Genomic DNA, 17,002 nt, shown 5'->3' on the forward strand with positions numbered 1-17,002 from the left:
TTTAATCTATGCGTCCAGTAAGTTTCTTTCTCTTTATCGTAGCGATTGGTATTTCTATCAGCTTCACCGCCGACACTCCGATTGGTGCTTTCCAACATAGTCAGGACATTGGCAAGCCCAAACTAGCCGGCTCATCAACTTATAACGAGGTGACCAAGGAATACAGGCTGCGCGGTTCCGGATACAACATTTGGTTTGCACGGGATGAATTTCAGTTTCTGTTCAAAAAAATAAGTGGCGATTTTACTGTAACTGCCGATTTTGAGTTTGTTGGAACCGGTACAGACCCGCATCGAAAAGTAGGCTGGATGGTTCGAGAATCACTGACCGACGATGCCGCGCACATCAGTGCCGTAGCGCATGGCGATGGCTTGACCGTATTTCAGTGGCGAGTCAAAAAAGGCATGGCGATGCGTGATCCGGAAGGCGAAATTTTTAGTCCGCAAAAGAATATTCAGACAATCCAGGTAGAGCGCAAGGGCAATGCGTATACCATGCGGGTGGCAAAAAAAGGTGAAGCCTTACAGACCGTTGGTTCGCATCACATGCCCGACCTACCCACTCCGCTTTTTGTGGGTTTGTATATCTGTTCCCATAATCCGGAAAAAGTAGAAGAAGCAATCGTTAGAAATGTTCAAATTGTTCAGGCTAAGCCCTGACCGAATGTTGCCAGGAGATAGTAGGCGGATAATACATTGTTCACATTAGGGGCATTTGCAGGTAACGCCTCAAACCGTGAATTCCTGGGTGAAAGGGAATAGCAATTTTACAATTGACACGATTGTGTGGATTGACGAGGTTTTGGGGGTTGAGTTGATTGGGGTTAGGATGGGGTGACTCATCGCGATCCCAACTACTTATCGTCATAATGCCCTTTCGCAGCAATCACAAAGACAGTAACAGTTTGTTCAATGATCTGATAAACAAGGCGATGCTTCTTATCAATGCGCCGCGACCATAGTCCAGAAAGATTATTTTTAAGTTGCTCAGGCTTGCCGATTCCACTGTAAGGATTTTCACCAAGCTCTTCGAAAATGCGCTCGATGCGTTTTACGAGTGACTTGCCACCGGATTTATGTAAAAAGGAAAGGTCTTTTTTTGCTCTGTCAGAGAAGGTTACAGAATATCTGCCCATATATTTTTAAGATCGCGAATGGAAGTCACTCTTCCAGCCTTCACGTCCTCAATGCCTTCTTTAATGGCATTTAATACTTGCGGGTCCGAAAAAAAGACATCAGTTTCAGTACTTTCATCAATTGGCGTGAGTAAAACTGACTTCTTATTCTTTCCCCGGTGAATGATCACCCGTTCTTTCTCTGCAAGATCCAAATAATCCTTCTGCTTCCCCCGAAATTCCCTGGCTGTTATGATTCTCATGGGTGTACGAATTTGTGTACACGAAGATAAGTATTTATTCTGAAAAAGTCGATTTGTTTATTGTTTGAAATAATTGAATATTGAAACTAGGAAGACTGATTTTGAATGACTATGCAAACGAGAGAAGATATATTACAAAAATTGGAGTCAGTCACAGCCACTGAATCCAGCAAATGGAAAGAACGCGCAGCCCGCAAAGCCGAAAATCCGAAAGCACTTGAAAAGTCGAGGATTATTGCGATTAATATCCTTGCCCAATTGCGCAAACTTGGAATGAGCCAAAAGGATTTGGCGGAGAAGTTGCAAGTAACACCTCAGACTGTAAATACCTGGGTGAAAGGTAATAGCAATTTCACGATTGAGACGATTGTGCGGATTGAGGAGGTGTTGGGAGTTGAGTTGATTGGAGTTAGGGTTGGGTGATTTTTAATGCAACATTCAATTATTGTTGGCAATTCAAGTTCTTCAATGGAAGGAAGTTTCGCTTTCAAATTTTCCGGGATGGATTCAGTCAATGGCAGAATTTTTAAGAACCACTTTGCCAAATGGATTTTGAATTAACCAGATCTTGGATGTCGTGCCGAAAACTAGTTACCGTTTAAGCAAATAGCCATATAATGCGTGTTCCATGAGGTAGCAAATACCTATTGAGAGTGCTAGACGTCGATATTCAAATGTCTGGCAAGCTCTAAAATCTCAGGCTTTGATTTTCTATCTATTAATGCTTCTACAAAATGGACTCTTTCTGCCTCTGAGCCAGATTCTAGTAACCTGGATATACTAGAATGATTTTCACCTAAAATTCGTATGGAAATTTGATTATCAAACAGTTCTGGTGCCAATATAGCTCTTAGCACATCGTCTGCTCGTTCTAAAAGAACAGAATGCTTGAAAAAACCATCAGCGAAGAAATTGAAAAAATCACTAGTCGAATTTCCGGTATAAATTAGTTTGTCTCTAACATCCTTGAATATGCCTGCAAGATTTTTGCCAGATGCTTCCATAGAATCGATAAGGAGTCGAAAGCTTGCCAATTCGCTCACATCATTAGCAGAGATGATGTCCATTAGACGATCTCTAAGTGCAGAGACGGCGTAGGTATTCCACCCTTGATATGTAATCGTCATTAAAATATTAAACTCTCTACCTTGGAAATTGTTGAAAATGGAAATCCACTCATCTTTTAATATTCTATTGTAATAATCTCTGACTTGATCTATGCTGTTCGACGCCAACTTAGTTTGGCTGCTAATAGCAGAGCTAAAATAAAAATGAGAAAGACTTACAGAAATATCTTGATCGATGATAGATTTACTTAATTTGTCTAAAACTTTCAATAACCTCTGAGGCTCAATGTTATTAGTTATACACAATTCTTCAAATTTATATAGCAACGAAATAACATCAGCTTTCCTGTTAAAAAAACCGCGATTAATTGTGCTGAGTACTATCTTGCTATATAAACCCTTAGTTTCGAATTCGAGTGAGTTTAATAGGAGTTTATCAAATTGTACGTAATATTCAATTAGCTCAGAAATTCTATCGGCAAGATCTTGATCTTCATCTTGTAATACTGGTTCGAATATTGATTCATAAATATCGCTGAAATCGTTAGTCCTTTGAATCCGCATTGCCATAAGATCTAAATAAAATTTTTCGTCCTTCCCGGTGCTGCTGAAAAGACTATATAGTTCTGAGTCTTCAAAAGGGGATTCAATGACATCTTTCTTTACAATTTTTAATATTTGGAAAAGAGCAGAAACAATATCCTTATATTGCTTATTTGCTTCTATATCGAGTTCCAACTTGCTTACTAAGTTCGGGAAGGAGTATTTGTTCAGGTAATATAAATAGTCGAAAGTACTTATGTTACTAATGCTCAACTTTGTAAAATCTAGATTAGTCAAATATAAGTCTATGTCATTAATTGGGCAGTTCAGGTTATACTTCAAATATTCACCTTTTCTAACATTTATTAGTTCAATGTAAGTTTCTGGTTTAATAGTTTTTGAAGTTAATATTTCATTTATAGTGGTCGGAATTGAGCTTTCATTAATTATCTGTGTTAGTTTATCAACAACACCAGTGTAGATAGTTACATCAAAATCCGAATGGTTAATGAGTCTATCAAGAATATTCTTTACAGCGGCTTTTTTATATCCAATAGATATGTGAGCAACAATTTGCTCTTCATATTCTTTAAATGAGAAATCTTTGTAAGATATGGGGCGTATTTGTAAATATATGTCATCCCAAATGCCTTGGATCGTAGATGTGCTAATAGTTTCTTCTTGGTCTAATGTAGTTAATGCAAGAATTGGCCGCTCAAAATCTTCTATCTCTTCAAGTGCTGGGGAAATTATTTGATTGAACACTGCAGTTTTAGCAATTTCTGCAAGAACGGATGGATTGTTGTTGATCAGGCTATCTCTTAGTTTTTTTCTATAAACGATCTCCAAGGAATTATTTGGATCTATTTGATATGCAAGGGCAGTAACGTATCGTTGAAAATCCTCGTCATCACCATATTTATAGGTTAAGCCAGATAAAAAGGCGGGTGATGTAATTGCTTTTAGAGGGTCTGACAATATATCCTCTTTGTTCAACACGAATAGTGATATATATCTATCTGGTATTTCAGCATAAAGTCTTTTTAATGACACAACTTCGTTAATAAAAGCGATGATCGATCGCGGAGTTATTGTTTGCTGGAACACATCAAATATTTGTTCGACATTTAAGTATTCTTCTTCCACGGTATATAACTGCGCCTTTTTCCATTTGTCTTTAAAAAAACCTTTCCAATTTGAAAGTATGGGAAGAGATACTCTGTATACAAGATCGAAGGTTTTGTCAATATAGTCGTTCGCGAAATTGACTTTTTGACTGTATGATTCTTGAAATGCCAGATGAATATGTTGGCGGTCAAATGGAATCAGCACTTTAATATTCTTGTAGGATTCTTCCGAGAAGAACACGTGAATTGAAGACCATATACTAAGTATTTGCTTTTTAGGAAGGCGATCTAGATTGTCAAAAATTATTATCAGCTTCTTATTTTCAAGGTCATTATCAATGTCTTTCATCCAATTTCGAAAGTCTTTTACTGAGGGCTCATTTTCAGAAATTGTTTCGATTTTGGTTTCTTCCTTCTGTTTGTTAGTGTAGATTTGAAATGTGTCTTGGGTTGCTAGTTTGAAAGATTCTTTTCCTTTTTTATTTGAGAATATATTTATGCACAAATAATATGTGTAAATAAGCGATACAATAATAATTGGAAAAAATAACAAGACAGCCTTCCAAAAAACTCTTTCAATTCCGAGATAATCCGTAAATGAATCTTTATATGCGTTTACGGATGGAATATATATTATAGATAGCAATGAGAATATGAATCCCATGCTTAGATAAGGAATATTTGTTGTGGTTGTTTCTTTTTGCTTAGAAAGCAATGACTTTAATTTATTTTCCCATTTTTCCTTATTTTTAATTATATTACTTTTTTCATTCGTGATAAAATCCGTTAGCTCTACTAGGATCGCCCGGCGCTGATCGTCTTCTTGATGGCCCCAAACATCATAGATAAAAAATTTGTGAGATGTTAGTTTCTTAGCCATTATTTGGACAAGATTACTTTTGCCTGTACCCCATGCTCCTTCAATGCCAATTATTTTAAAACTTTCTTTGCTGATTGCATCGATAAGAACATTGGCAATTTTATCTTGCGACTTTCCCTCAAAAAGATCTTCACCGATCGGCTTGTTTTCTAGAAATGTAGGAGCATTTTTTTTCGTGTCCATATATTGAGGGTTAAGAACTTGGTAAGAATTAATTAGCTGGTTTGTGGGGAGGCTTTATAGTAAGCACATAGTAGAGGTATTACAATGGCACCTGGATTGATCTTTGATTTACCACAGCCTACTCTTGTAAATTGTCTAGACTGATAATTAGCGCTCTGACTTTTGTCTACTTCCCGCCAATCAACCTTTCCAAACGCCCCATCATCTCATCCTTCTCCTTCAACATTCTTTCATATAAGGCAATCTTCTCCTCATGAAGCTGGATAATCTTTTCAACAGGATTTAAATAAAAGGTGCCCTGATTAAACGAATTATCATTAGAATGATCGTGGTAAGTATTCGTAATGATATTAATCGCCTTCTCCTCATCAAAATTCCGAATCGCCTCAGCGGGAATTTTGAGAATCGCCGCAACTTGCTCCAAAATGTCGGAATCAATCTTTTCTTTTTGTTCGAGGAGGGAGATTTTTTGCTGGTTCCAGTCTTCTCCGAGTTCAAACGCTAGGAAATCTTGTTTGATCCCGAGCATTTCTCGAAATCTTTTAAGGTTACGGCCTTCGTGGATCTTTGGATTGGAGGTAGTATGTGTCATACAGGGACGGTTTTTGTTAAAAAGGCAATTTATATAAATCCTTCGGGAAGTTCAGGTATATTTTACAGGCCAGGGAATGTAAGTTACCGGTTGCAGATTGTTGGGTATGTTTTTCAGGATTGTGTGCTTTGCAGAAGTGGATTCTTCCCGGATGGCGATCTTGATCAAGCTATCAACTATGGCATGGTCGTACCTGCTGGCGATGCTTTGGTGCTGCTCTCAGCACAGTTGGACTGACTTTAAGGGAAAACCCTAAGTTTTAAAAAAGTAGGGTTTTCCATAATCCAACTGCATTCTGATCCGTCCTACTTTTGCAATAAAAAGTTCTATTTTTTCTATTCCCAATTATTCCTTCCGGTAAATAATTCCCAAGTTATAAGCTATTTATGACGGTGACGGCAAATCGGATAAAACAACGGTTTTCTACCAGGGCAAAGAACTCATCTCAATACAGCAATACTAATTTCAAATGCACATTAATTTCAAAATCAACAAAATAGCAATCGCTTTCGCTGCACTTTTTATTGCATCGTGCTCGCTCTCTTGGGCTCAAAAACTAATTGATTCCAAAGCAACAAAAGAAACCTCTGCACTTTACCGCAATATGCACGAGCTAGCCAAAAAACATACACTTTTTGGACATCAGGACGCAACAGATTATGGACATGGCTGGCGAGACGAACCGGGACGATCGGACGTGAAGTCAGTTGTTGGCTCACACCCGGCAGTAATTGGTGTTGACATTGCGCCATTGACTGGCAGGTCTGTGGAGTCTATACAGAAAAGTCAGGAACGCCTAAAAAAACTGGTTACTGATACCTACGGGCGTGGCGGAATTACAACCATCTCCTGGCATTTCTCCAATCCAGTTTCTGGCGGTGGTTTTTACTGGAAAGATTCCGTTTCGTTGCCGGCGGTGAAATACATTATTCCGGGCGGTAAAAATCACCAAGATTACAAGGTCATTTTACAAGGTCTTGCAGGTTGGTTCAAAAGTCTGAAAGGTGCCGAAGGAGAGGCTATCCCGCTTATTTTCAGGCCTTATCATGAGTTTGACGGAGACTGGTTCTGGTGGGGAAGGGCACACTGCACGCCGGATGAATTCAAATCATTATGGCAATTCACAGCAGGGTATCTACGGGATAGTCTGGATGTTCATAACCTGATTTACGCGTTTTCCCCTGACAATAAATTCAACAGCGTCGCCGAATTTACGGAGCGGTATCCGGGCAACGATTGGGTTGACCTCGTTGGGATGGATAACTACGGAGACATGGGACGCGACGGCAAGTACAATCTGGAACAAGCGATCAAAAAACTCAAAATCGTAAATGACTTTGCACTGGAAAACAAAAAGCTGGCCGCCATGACCGAAACAGGTCTGGAATCCATCGTAAATCCTGTCTGGTATACCGAGGTATTGCTTAAAGTATTGCAAAAGAATAGGTTGAATCTGGCTTATGTGCTTGTCTGGCGCAACGATACCAGAAGTGAAACACATTATTACGCACCGTTTCCAGGGCATCCCGCCGTACCCGATTTCAAGAAGTTTTATGAAAATGAATACACGCTGTTTGAAGGCGACTTGAAGAATATATATGGCAGATAGCGCTTTTTGTGCCTTCTAGTAATAGGTAGGTCTTATCTGTTTTTGGGTTTTCAACATGTATATGCTTTTTGACACGGCATTGAAATTTCAAAGGCTATCTGCTGCTGAATAGTTATCAATTTAAAAATTATAGTTATGAAGAAAATATATTTGAGCATTGCGCTTTTAACTGCATTCAACAGCACAATTGCCCAGCAAAAATCCCCCGCGCCGCAGGAATTAAATTATAAAGCTGATCTTAAAGCCACCGGCACCAGCGAAGACAAGACAAAACGCATTGACTCGCTGCTGCAAAGTTTTATTGACCAGAAGAAAGCGAGCAGCATTGTAGGTTTTGTTGCCAAAGGCGGGAATGTCGTGTACAATAAAGCATTTGGCTACAAAGACGTCGAAAATAAGGTTCCGGCTGCTGTGGATGATTACTATATCCTGTTTTCTCAAACCAAAGCAGTGACGACCGTGGCTTTTATGACCCTGGTGGAGAAGGGATTGGTCTCGGTTGACGATCCAGTTTCTAAATATTTTCCGGAGATTTCCGATGAAGTGGCGACAGCCATCAAAGAGGATGGAACATTCGAAATAAGGCCAGTGAAGACGCCGATGATATTTGCACATCTGATGTCGCATTCTTCCGGAATCAGCGCCGGACTGGTCGGAAAGGCACGGCGAGCCGAAATGGAGAAGAAAAGTGCCGCTGCAAGCTCAGGAGCCACACCACCGGCAGGCCCGGGACAGCGAACGGGCGGAGCTGGCACGGCCAAATTTCTCAAAGACGAAATGATCACACTGGCTAAATATCCGTTGGGTTTCGATCCCGGCAGCGAGTGGAGTTACCATATCAGCACGAATATGCTGGCTTATATGGTCGAGGTCATTTCGGGGAAAAGTCTGCGTGAATATGTCAAATCAACGGTTCTGGATCCTTTAGGGATGACTGAAACGGACTGGTATTATGAATCTTCGAAAATGAACCGGTTTGTGAAGGCTTATAGCGACATTGATGGCAAACTGGTGCCGCAATCCAACAAATTCAGCGAGACCACGATCAGCCCGGTTCAAACTTATGCGGAGGGAGCTATCGGCCTGAACGGACCTATTGGCGACTATGCCAAATTTTGCCAGATGCTGCTCAACAAGGGCGAGTACAATGGCAAGCGCATCCTCAAACCGGAGACCATAGAGCTGATGACGAAGGTCAACCGCTTGCCTGCCGAGAATTCCGGTGGAAAAGGGTTTCAGTTTGGGCTTGGATTTGAACTCTATAATGCAGAAAAGAAACCGGTTCCGGAAGTTTCCAACACCGCATTTGCCTGGGGCGGATTGTACGGTACGGACTATATTATCGACCCCGAAAACAATATGATTGTGCTGTTTTACCTGAATATGCCCAAGCATGAGCCGATGTACAAACCATTTCTTAGTAAAGCTTATCAACTTTTTAAATAATGTTCCATACTTGCAATTTCCTGACAAAATGTTTGAGAAAGCCTTTATTAGGGGCTTTCTCATTGTTCATTGCCTTTCTGCCAATTCGCCCATTATTAGCGCAAACACCTAAAAAGCCGGAAAGTAACCGGTTCACCAAGGTGGTTCTTGCCCAGCGGCTTGAAGAGCCCATGCAGTTTCAAATTTTAAAAGACGGCAGGGTACTTTATGCGGAGCGGAAGGGTAAGTTGAAGGTTTATGATCCAAAGTCGCAGACTATGGAAATGGTGGCTGAGTTTGCCGTCAGTACAAAATATGTAAACAAAGCAGGAGAAGTAACCGAAGGAGAAGACGGCATGCAGGGCGTCATCCTGGATCCTGATTATGATAAAAATCACTGGATCTACATTTACTATTCCCTGGCTGGCGACGAGGCCAAAAACGTGCTGGTGCGATACGAGTGGCATGGTAAGGAGTTACTGGAAAGCTCGCGAAAGGTCGTTATGGAAGTGCCGGTTCAGCGTGAAGAATGCTGTCATGTGGGCGGAGGGATGCTTTTCGATAAAGATAAAAACCTGTATCTGACTACGGGTGACAATACATTTTCGCGCGCTTCCGACGGTTTTGCTCCCCTAGATGAAAGGCCGGGGGAATCACCCCGCGACTCCCAGAAGTCATCTCCCAATACGAATGATTTGAGAGGAAAAATTCTGCGTATCCACCCAGAGCCGGACGGTAGCTACACCATTCCCAAAGGCAACCTTTTTCCTCCTGGAACGCCGCAGACCAAGCCCGAAATTTACACGATGGGCAACAGAAACCCATGGCGGCCAACAATCGATTCGAAAACCGGATGGCTTTACTGGGGAGAAGTAGGCCCGGATGGTTCCCGTGACGACATCGAAAAACGCGGACCGCAATCCTATGATGAATTCAACCGCGCCAAGGGACCCGGGTTTTACGGATGGCCGTATTTTGTAGCCAATAACAAGGCATACGTAAAATATGACTTCGCCACCAAAGTGTCTGGGGAGCCTTTTGATGCTGCTCATCCGGTCAACAATTCTCGCAACAGCAGCGGCTTAAAGGAGCTTCCGGCTGCACAACCTGCGTTTATATGGTATTCAAAAGCACAAAGCCAGGAATTTCCGCTGATGGAAAGTGGGGGCAACAGCGCAGTGGGTGGGCCGGTATTCAGGAAAGATGATTTCAAAAATGCATCACGATTATTTCCAGAATACTACGAAGGAAAATGGTTCATCACCGACTGGGTACGGGGCTGGATCAATGTGGTGGAAATGGATGAAAACGGCGAATACAAATCCATGGAGCGTTTTCTTCCTGACCTGAAACTAAAGGGGCCGATCGACATGAAATTCGGGCCTGACGGTGACCTGTATGTGCTGGAATATGGAAACGGATATTTCAAAGATAACCCGGAGGCAGAACTGATCCGGATCGAATACAACAGCGGAAACAGAAAACCATTGGTAGAAGCATCAGCCAGTAAAACAGCAGGTGCGCTTCCCATGCAGGTTACACTGTCTTCGGAAGGCACGAAAGACTTTGACGAAGACGACGCGCTGCAATATGAATGGGTTGTCAGGAAAAACAATGCAGTTTTCAAAACGCTGAAAGATGCAAATCCGTCGATCACTTTTACCACGCCGGGTACGTATCAGGCAACCCTGACTGTAACGGATAAAGCGGGGGAGAAAAATACCAAATCAGTTGAAATAAAAGCAGGTAATGAACCTCCGGTGGTGGAATTTAAAATAACCAAAGGAAATTCCACCTTCTATTTTCCAGGAAAAAGCATTGACTATGAGGTGCGTGTAAGCGACAAGGAAGATGGCAGTCTTGCAAACAAGAAAATAGCGCCTTCTCAGGTTTCTGTCAGTACCAACTATCTGTCAGAGGGTTTTAACTTAACCCGGATCGCACAAAAGCAAATGAGTGTAGATGCTTCGGCGCAATATGCAACCGCGATTTCGCTGATCAATAATGGCGATTGCAAGGCTTGTCATGCCATTAAAGAAAAGGTGCTGGGTCCTTCTTTTACAGCTATATCTGCGAAATACAAGGGAGATCCAACCGCGGTTGCAGGTTTGTCCAAGAAGATTTTAAATGGCGGTTCGGGCGTTTGGGGAGACGCGTTTATGCCTGCACACCCGACCATGGCGGAAAGCGATGTGAAAGGAATTGTCCGCTACATTATGAGCTTGTCGGATGCGCCCAAACCGGCCAAAACTTTGCCTGTAAAAGGTACCTATACAACGGCTGTGCCTAAGGGTGATACGGAAGGCAGCTTCATATTCCGCGCCGCATACGCAGATCGGGGTACAAAAATAGCGTCCTCCCAATCGTCGGAATCGACCGTTGTCCTTCGAAATCCGGTAGTGCCGGTCACTCTTGCCGATGAGGTTAAAGAGATCAGTTTTAACAATGACAGTACCATGGCATTTGTCAGAAATTCCGGCGCGTCTTTCAGGCTTAAAGGAGCTGACCTGACCGGCATCAAGCACATTGAAATTATTCGTGCTGCCGGGCGGAATGCACCGACACCTCCCTCCGGAACGATCGAGGCACATGCAGGCAGCGCAGATGGAATTCTGTTAGGTAAGTTTTCCGGTGAATACAGTGATAGGATGATTTTCGACATCGCTGCCGGTGCAGTATCGGGTGTTAAAGATGTTTATTTTGTCTTTACCGGAGCTCCAATCAGAATCAAAGCTGTTCGGTTCGGCGCAGGTGAATAAATCAATCCATATCAAATTATATAGTTGTGTATAAGCATATTTTCAGCAGTGTTTTTCTGGCAATAATCGGAACCAGTTCCTTTGCTCAGAATGCGCCAACCATTATCCCGATTGAAACCAGACAGAATGTTCTGGTCTTGCAAACAGACAAGGAAAATCATCTTGGAATAACCTATTTCGGAAAGAAATTAAGTCAGGCTACGGAGTACAAACTCATCCCATCGCAGAGCCGCCAGCGTGACGGAAATGCGGGGATTTATAACTCGGCTTATACGCCTGCGGGAACATGGAATGTCTCCGAACCAGCGCTGCAAGTTACACATGGCGATGGAAACAAATCGTTGGATCTTGTTTATGTGAGCCACAGCACCGCAAAGGAAAATGACAATGTAAGTCTAACCAGCATTGTTTTGAAAGACCCCGTGTATGCAGTGGAAGTAACACTTTTTTACAAAACCTATTTCCAGGAAAATGTAGTAGAGCAGTGGAGTGTGATTAAAAGCGAAGAGAAGAAACCCATTACCCTTGAAAAATACGCTTCCGCCAACCTCTATTTCATCGCAAAAGATTATTATCTGACACATTACAACGGCACCTGGGCCAAAGAAATGAATCCGGAAGAAGAGCAATTGACAGCCGGAATCCGGGTGTTGGACTCCAAACTGGGAACCCGCGCCAATCTTTATCAGCCACCTACTTTTTCCCTGTCCTTTGACAAACCGGCAACCGAAACGGAAGGGAAAGTATTACTGGGGACACTGGCCTGGTCAGGCAATTTCAAGATGGAATTTGAGGTTGATTCATACCATAATTTGCGATTAATCGCTGGTATCAATCCTTATTCCTCCGAATATCCGCTTGCTTCAAAACAGGAGTTCAAAACACCTTCTTTTATCTACACATTCTCAGAAAATGGAAAAGGAGAAGCCAGTCGCAACCTGCATAACTGGGCCAGAAAATATCGGATCTTGGATGGGGAAGGCACCAGAATGACACTTCTGAACAACTGGGAAGCCACTTATTTTGATTTCAACGAAGCTAAACTTTCTGAGCTTTTTAAAGATGGCAAGAAGCTGGGCGTTGATCTGTTTTTGCTGGACGACGGCTGGTTTGCCAATAAATATCCGAGAAACAGTGATGGGGCTGGCTTGGGAGACTGGCAGGAAAACGTAAAGAAATTGCCAAATGGGATCGGCTATCTGGTGAAGGAAGCGCAGAAAACCGGAATCAAATTCGGGATATGGGTTGAGCCGGAAATGGTAAATCCAAAAAGTGAGTTATAAGAAAAACATCCGGACTGGGTGATCAAACAACCGCAGCGCCCGGAACATTACATGCGAAATCAGCTCCCGCTGGATTTGTCAAATCCGGAAGTTCAGGATTTTGTATATGGCATTCTGGATAAACTGTTTATTGAAAATCCGGACATCGCCTATATTAAATGGGACTGCAACGCAACCACATTCAATCCTTACTCCGCTTACCTTGAAAAAAGCAAGCAGGCACAATCCAAACTCTATGTGGATTATGTAAAAGGCTTATATAAAGTTTTGGAAAAGCTGCGGACAAAATATCCAAAAGTCCCGATGATGCTTTGCTCCGGCGGCGGTGGTCGCGTCGATTATGAAGCGCTGAAATATTTCACAGAATTCTGGCCCAGCGACAATACGGATCCTTTGGAAAGGATTTTTATGCAATGGGAATACTCTTACTTCTTCCCGTCAATCGCACTTAGCGCGCACGTAACGGATTGGGGGAAACAACCTTTGAAATTCCGTACGGATGTGGCCATGATGGGGCGATTGGGTTATGACATTGTGGTAAGTCATTTGAATGAAAAGGATCTGCAATTCAGTCAGCAGGCGGTTACCAATTACAATGCGGTGAAGGATATCATTTTCCAGGGCGATCTTTTCCGGTTGGTTGATCCCAAGAAAAATGATTATGCCGCTCTGATGTATGTTACGAAAAGCAAGTCCAAAGCAGTGCTCTTCTCCTATTTGGTCGGAAATAGAAACGGAGACGGCTCCGATACGCCGATCCGACTGGAAGGGTTAGATGCTTCTAAAAATTATAAAGTGAAAGAGTTGAATCTCTATCCTGGGACAAAATCTGCTATCAAGGAAGATCAGGTTTATTCGGGAGAATATCTAATGACGGCGGGGTTCAATCCGGTTGTGAATGCGAGAAGGACTAGTGTGGTATTGGAGATTGAGGCGATGTAGGGTGCTATTTTTTGAAGAGTTTATAATCATAAATCTTGCGCTATGAACCTGAAAAACATATTGACAACGCTGTTAACAATTGGTCTTTCGCTTACTCTGCGATTTACCGTTGATGCCCAAACATCCGAAGAAAAACCACTATGGCCATCGGGTATCAAAGATAATCCCGTCAAATATCCTGCCGAAGAAATGGTAGATTTCGATGTAAATCCCCAGTCTCTTTCAAAGAAGAACCGGGTCTTTCGCAAAGTGTCCGTTCCTACTTACGTTCTTCATCTGCCACCGCCCGGAAAAGAAACGGGGGTCGCCGTAGTGATATGTCCCGGAGGCGGTTTTGTAGATAATTGGTTTGATCGGGAAGGTACCGACCTTGCACTCTGGCTAAAAGAACAGGGCGTGGCATCGTTGGTGTTAAAGTATCGCCTCAATACCAGAGATAGCAGCAAAAATTTTGTAATTCCCAGAGATACATATTTCGCAGCTGCATTCGATGATGCAAAGCAGGCCATCATCACTTTACGAAAAGATGTATCTAAACTTAAACTTGACCCCAATAAAATCGGCATAGCAGGTTTTTCGGCTGGCGGAACATTGGCGGTAGAACTTGCAGCAACCGAAGAAATCAATGAAGGACCCGGCAAGGTTAGCTGGAAACCCAATTTCGCAGGTCTTTTTTATGCTGCATTTTTAAAGAATTATACTGTTCGAAAGGAAAGTTGTCCACCAGTTTTTATCATCAATGCCCACGACGATAAGTTGACTACGGCCTCCAAAAGTGTTGACTTTTATTCATCGCTGCTGAAAGCAGGAATTCCGGCCGAAATGCATATCTACAATAAAGGCTCTCATGGATTTGCAATGGATTTTACAAAAGGAGAAACCCTGAAATACTGGCCTGAAAGTTTTTTGGGGTGGTTAATGGACATTGGAATGATTCAAAAAAAGTAAGCATCTTCGGCAGGATCGTCTGTAAGGAATTGTGGCTGCTAAAAATTCGCAGGAGTTCAGATCTTAAATCTTTGAGCTAAATCAGCAAACTTTTTGACCTAAATAGAACAATCCGACAATTTTAAGATTGATACCTTTGTGTCATAGTTCAGATATGAGTGTGCTGGCAACATTGATTGCGTTGATCATGTTACCAACAAGCTGATTTTTTATAGAATCGATATGAGCAAAGTGATTAAGGTTCCTACTGCGCTGGTTAGCGGGCCAGGGCAACAAAGTGCTTTAATGTTGGATGGCTGTTCGGTCATAGAGCAATGCATACACAGCATGGAGGCCAAAGGCACTATGTATCTGGAAGAGCATTTGCTGCTGATCGTTTTGGAAGGGACTGTCACGCTGACGTATGGAAAGCAGCAGTACACGCTTGGAAAGAACGACATGATCCTTTTAAAGAAAGCGATTTCAGTACAATATGATAAAGTGGGCAACCCGGATAATGACAACATCTATGACAGTCTGATGTTCAGTTTAAAAGATGATCTCTTAAAAACTTTTTTGGCTTCATCAGAAGTTAAAGTCCCCAAAATAGAAGGCGAGGTTAAAACGGCGGTATATCCGATGAATGAATGTCTGGTGGCATTCGCCTATTCCCTTAAACCATATTTTCATGACGACTCCATTGTGCATCCAGGCCAGTTGCGACTGAAAATAATGGAACTGCTATACGACGTTGCAGAATGCAATCGCAATATGTTTTTGCAGATTCTTCAATTGCACCAGCCGGTGCGGGCAGAGATTCGTCAGGTAGTTGAACAACATTATGCTTCGCCGGTTTCCTTATTGGAGCTGGCCTATTTGTCAGGCAGAAGTTTGTCGAGTTTCAAAAGAGATTTTCAAATGGTTTATAATACGTCTCCGGCTTCATGGATACGCGAGAAGAGATTGGAAAAGGCAAAGGATATGCTGGAAACCACACTCATGTCTGTTTCTGACATTTGCTACACGCTCGGGTTTGAAAACGTTTCGCATTTTTCAAGGATTTTTAAGCAGTACCACGGTCAGGCTCCTTCGGTATTTCGTAGTTAAGCATTTAAATCAGATCTTATGCTGAGCCTACAAAATTTTTACAAATCCCAATATTTATTTTAAACAGAGTTACAGAGATGATAGAAACAAAAGGATACGCTGCACAGAGTCCTAATGAAGATTTAGCGCCTTGGTCATTTGAACGCAGAGAAGTTGGCCCACACGACGTTCAGTTTGATATTTTATATTGCGGTGTTTGCCACTCCGATTTGCATCAGATCAATAACGACTGGTTTCCGGGCATATTCCCAATGGTACCAGGACATGAAATCGTTGGTCGTGTGGTCAAAGTTGGTGATCATGTAAAAAAATTCAAAGTAGGCGACCTGGCCGGAACGGGCTGTATGGTTGATTCCTGCCAGGAGTGTGAAAATTGCAAAAGAGATCTTGAGCAATATTGTCTGGAAGGCAATACGCAAACCTACAACGGACTGGAACGTGATGGGAAAACACCAACGTATGGTGGATATTCTAATACCATTGTGGTGCGGGAAGAATTTGTACTGCATGTCTCTGAAAAGCTCGACCTGGCTGCTGTCGCACCCTTATTGTGTGCAGGTATCACCACGTATTCGCCTCTCAGACATTGGAAAGTGGGAAAAGGACACAAATTGGCGGTACTTGGTCTTGGCGGTTTGGGGCATATGGGTGTTAAGTTTGGCCTTGCTTTCGGTGCGGAAGTAACTGTTTTAAGTACATCACCAAAAAAAGAAGAAGATGCCAAAAGGCTGGGTGCGCATCATTTTGTTGTTACCAGCGACGAGGCTCAGGTAAAGGCAGCTTTGGGGACTTTTGACTTCATTCTGGACACCGTTTCTGCCGAACATGATTTCAATATGTACCTCTCGTTGCTTCGGACAGACGGTACGCTGATTTGCGTGGGTGTTCCTTCAAAACCAGCAGAAATAGCGGCTTTTAGTCTGCTTGGCGGAAGAAAAAGTGTCGCAGGATCTGGCATAGGAGGCATAGCCGAAACACAAGAAATGCTAGATTTCTGTGCTGAGCACAACATCGTTTCCGACATTGAGCTTATTGACATAAAAGATATTCAGACAGCCTACGACCGTATGGAAAAAGGTGATGTTCGTTACCGGTTTGTGATTGATATGGCAACCTTGTAGTTGATATATCAGATACGTAAAGCCTTGCCAAATTTTGGTGAGGCTTTTTTTATAAGCGGA

At 42.4% G+C, this 17,002-nt stretch carries 13 protein-coding genes and 1 pseudogene; 10 read left to right on the forward strand and 4 right to left on the reverse strand.

Annotated elements, in window-relative coordinates; all coding sequences use genetic code 11:
- Nucleotides 1–8: 8 nt before the first annotated feature.
- A complete protein-coding gene (locus tag MUK70_RS03895; protein WP_234658793.1) occupies nt 9–659 on the forward strand; it encodes a DUF1349 domain-containing protein in 651 nt (216 codons plus the stop codon).
- 194 nt (nt 660–853) lie between these two features.
- Here the strand turns inward: MUK70_RS03895 and MUK70_RS03900 are convergent, their stop codons facing one another.
- Nucleotides 854–1,135 (reverse strand): Txe/YoeB family addiction module toxin, encoded by a 282-nt coding sequence (locus MUK70_RS03900; protein ID WP_234658794.1) that lies wholly within the window; start codon nt 1,133–1,135, stop codon nt 854–856.
- A complete protein-coding gene (locus tag MUK70_RS03905) occupies nt 1,117–1,377 on the reverse strand; it encodes a type II toxin-antitoxin system Phd/YefM family antitoxin (RefSeq protein ID WP_026632176.1) in 261 nt (86 codons plus the stop codon). The genes MUK70_RS03900 and MUK70_RS03905 overlap by 19 nt, the downstream gene beginning before the upstream one ends.
- 141 nt (nt 1,378–1,518) lie before the next feature.
- Here MUK70_RS03905 and MUK70_RS03910 point away from each other — a divergent pair, with 141 nt between their 5' ends.
- Nucleotides 1,519–1,800, forward strand: coding sequence for a helix-turn-helix transcriptional regulator (locus tag MUK70_RS03910; protein ID WP_234658796.1), 282 nt, complete (start codon nt 1,519–1,521; stop codon nt 1,798–1,800).
- A 233-nt stretch (nt 1,801–2,033) separates the two neighbouring features.
- On the opposite strand, the gene MUK70_RS03915 is transcribed toward MUK70_RS03910, so the two are convergent.
- The gene (locus MUK70_RS03915) at nt 2,034–5,177 is read right to left on the reverse strand and encodes a P-loop NTPase fold protein (protein ID WP_234658798.1); all 3,144 of its coding nucleotides are present in this window, start codon (nt 5,175–5,177) and stop codon (nt 2,034–2,036) included.
- 166 nt (nt 5,178–5,343) lie between these two features.
- The gene (locus MUK70_RS03920) at nt 5,344–5,769 is read right to left on the reverse strand and encodes a helix-turn-helix domain-containing protein (protein ID WP_234658799.1); all 426 of its coding nucleotides are present in this window, start codon (nt 5,767–5,769) and stop codon (nt 5,344–5,346) included.
- 469 nt (nt 5,770–6,238) lie between these two features.
- Here MUK70_RS03920 and MUK70_RS03925 point away from each other — a divergent pair, with 469 nt between their 5' ends.
- The 8 genes and pseudogenes from MUK70_RS03925 to MUK70_RS03955 all read left to right on the forward strand — a co-directional run bounded on the left by MUK70_RS03925 (nt 6,239) and on the right by MUK70_RS03955 (nt 16,942).
- A complete protein-coding gene (locus MUK70_RS03925; protein WP_234658800.1) occupies nt 6,239–7,378 on the forward strand; it encodes a glycoside hydrolase family 26 protein in 1,140 nt (379 codons plus the stop codon).
- Between the two features lie 135 nt (nt 7,379–7,513).
- Nucleotides 7,514–8,824 carry a serine hydrolase domain-containing protein gene (locus tag MUK70_RS03930; RefSeq protein WP_234658801.1) on the forward strand — a complete coding sequence of 437 codons (1,311 nt, stop codon included), beginning with the start codon at nt 7,514–7,516 and terminating at the stop codon, nt 8,822–8,824.
- A 32-nt stretch (nt 8,825–8,856) separates the two neighbouring features.
- Complete coding sequence (locus tag MUK70_RS03935) at nt 8,857–11,562, forward strand: PQQ-dependent sugar dehydrogenase (RefSeq protein ID WP_234658802.1); 2,706 nt, start codon at nt 8,857–8,859, stop codon at nt 11,560–11,562.
- Nucleotides 11,563–11,588: 26 nt separating this feature from the next.
- Nucleotides 11,589–13,457: pseudogene (locus tag MUK70_RS03940) on the forward strand (alpha-galactosidase); the annotation flags it as partial.
- Nucleotides 13,458–13,517: 60 nt separating this feature from the next.
- Entirely contained in the window at nt 13,518–13,787 is a 270-nt protein-coding gene (locus tag MUK70_RS30945) for a GH36 C-terminal domain-containing protein (RefSeq protein ID WP_310590046.1), read from the forward strand.
- Nucleotides 13,788–13,829: 42 nt separating this feature from the next.
- Nucleotides 13,830–14,735, forward strand: coding sequence for an alpha/beta hydrolase (locus MUK70_RS03945; RefSeq protein ID WP_234658804.1), 906 nt, complete (start codon nt 13,830–13,832; stop codon nt 14,733–14,735).
- A gap of 222 nt (nt 14,736–14,957) precedes the next feature.
- On the forward strand, nt 14,958–15,821 hold the full coding sequence (locus MUK70_RS03950; protein WP_234658805.1) for an AraC family transcriptional regulator: 864 nt from the start codon (nt 14,958–14,960) through the stop codon (nt 15,819–15,821).
- Nucleotides 15,822–15,898: 77 nt separating this feature from the next.
- Entirely contained in the window at nt 15,899–16,942 is a 1,044-nt protein-coding gene (locus MUK70_RS03955; RefSeq protein ID WP_234658806.1) for an NAD(P)-dependent alcohol dehydrogenase, read from the forward strand.
- Nucleotides 16,943–17,002 lie beyond the last annotated feature (60 nt).

The sequence above is a fragment of the Dyadobacter chenwenxiniae genome, from assembly GCF_022869785.1.
Classification (GTDB): Bacteria; Bacteroidota; Bacteroidia; order Cytophagales; family Spirosomataceae; genus Dyadobacter; species Dyadobacter chenwenxiniae.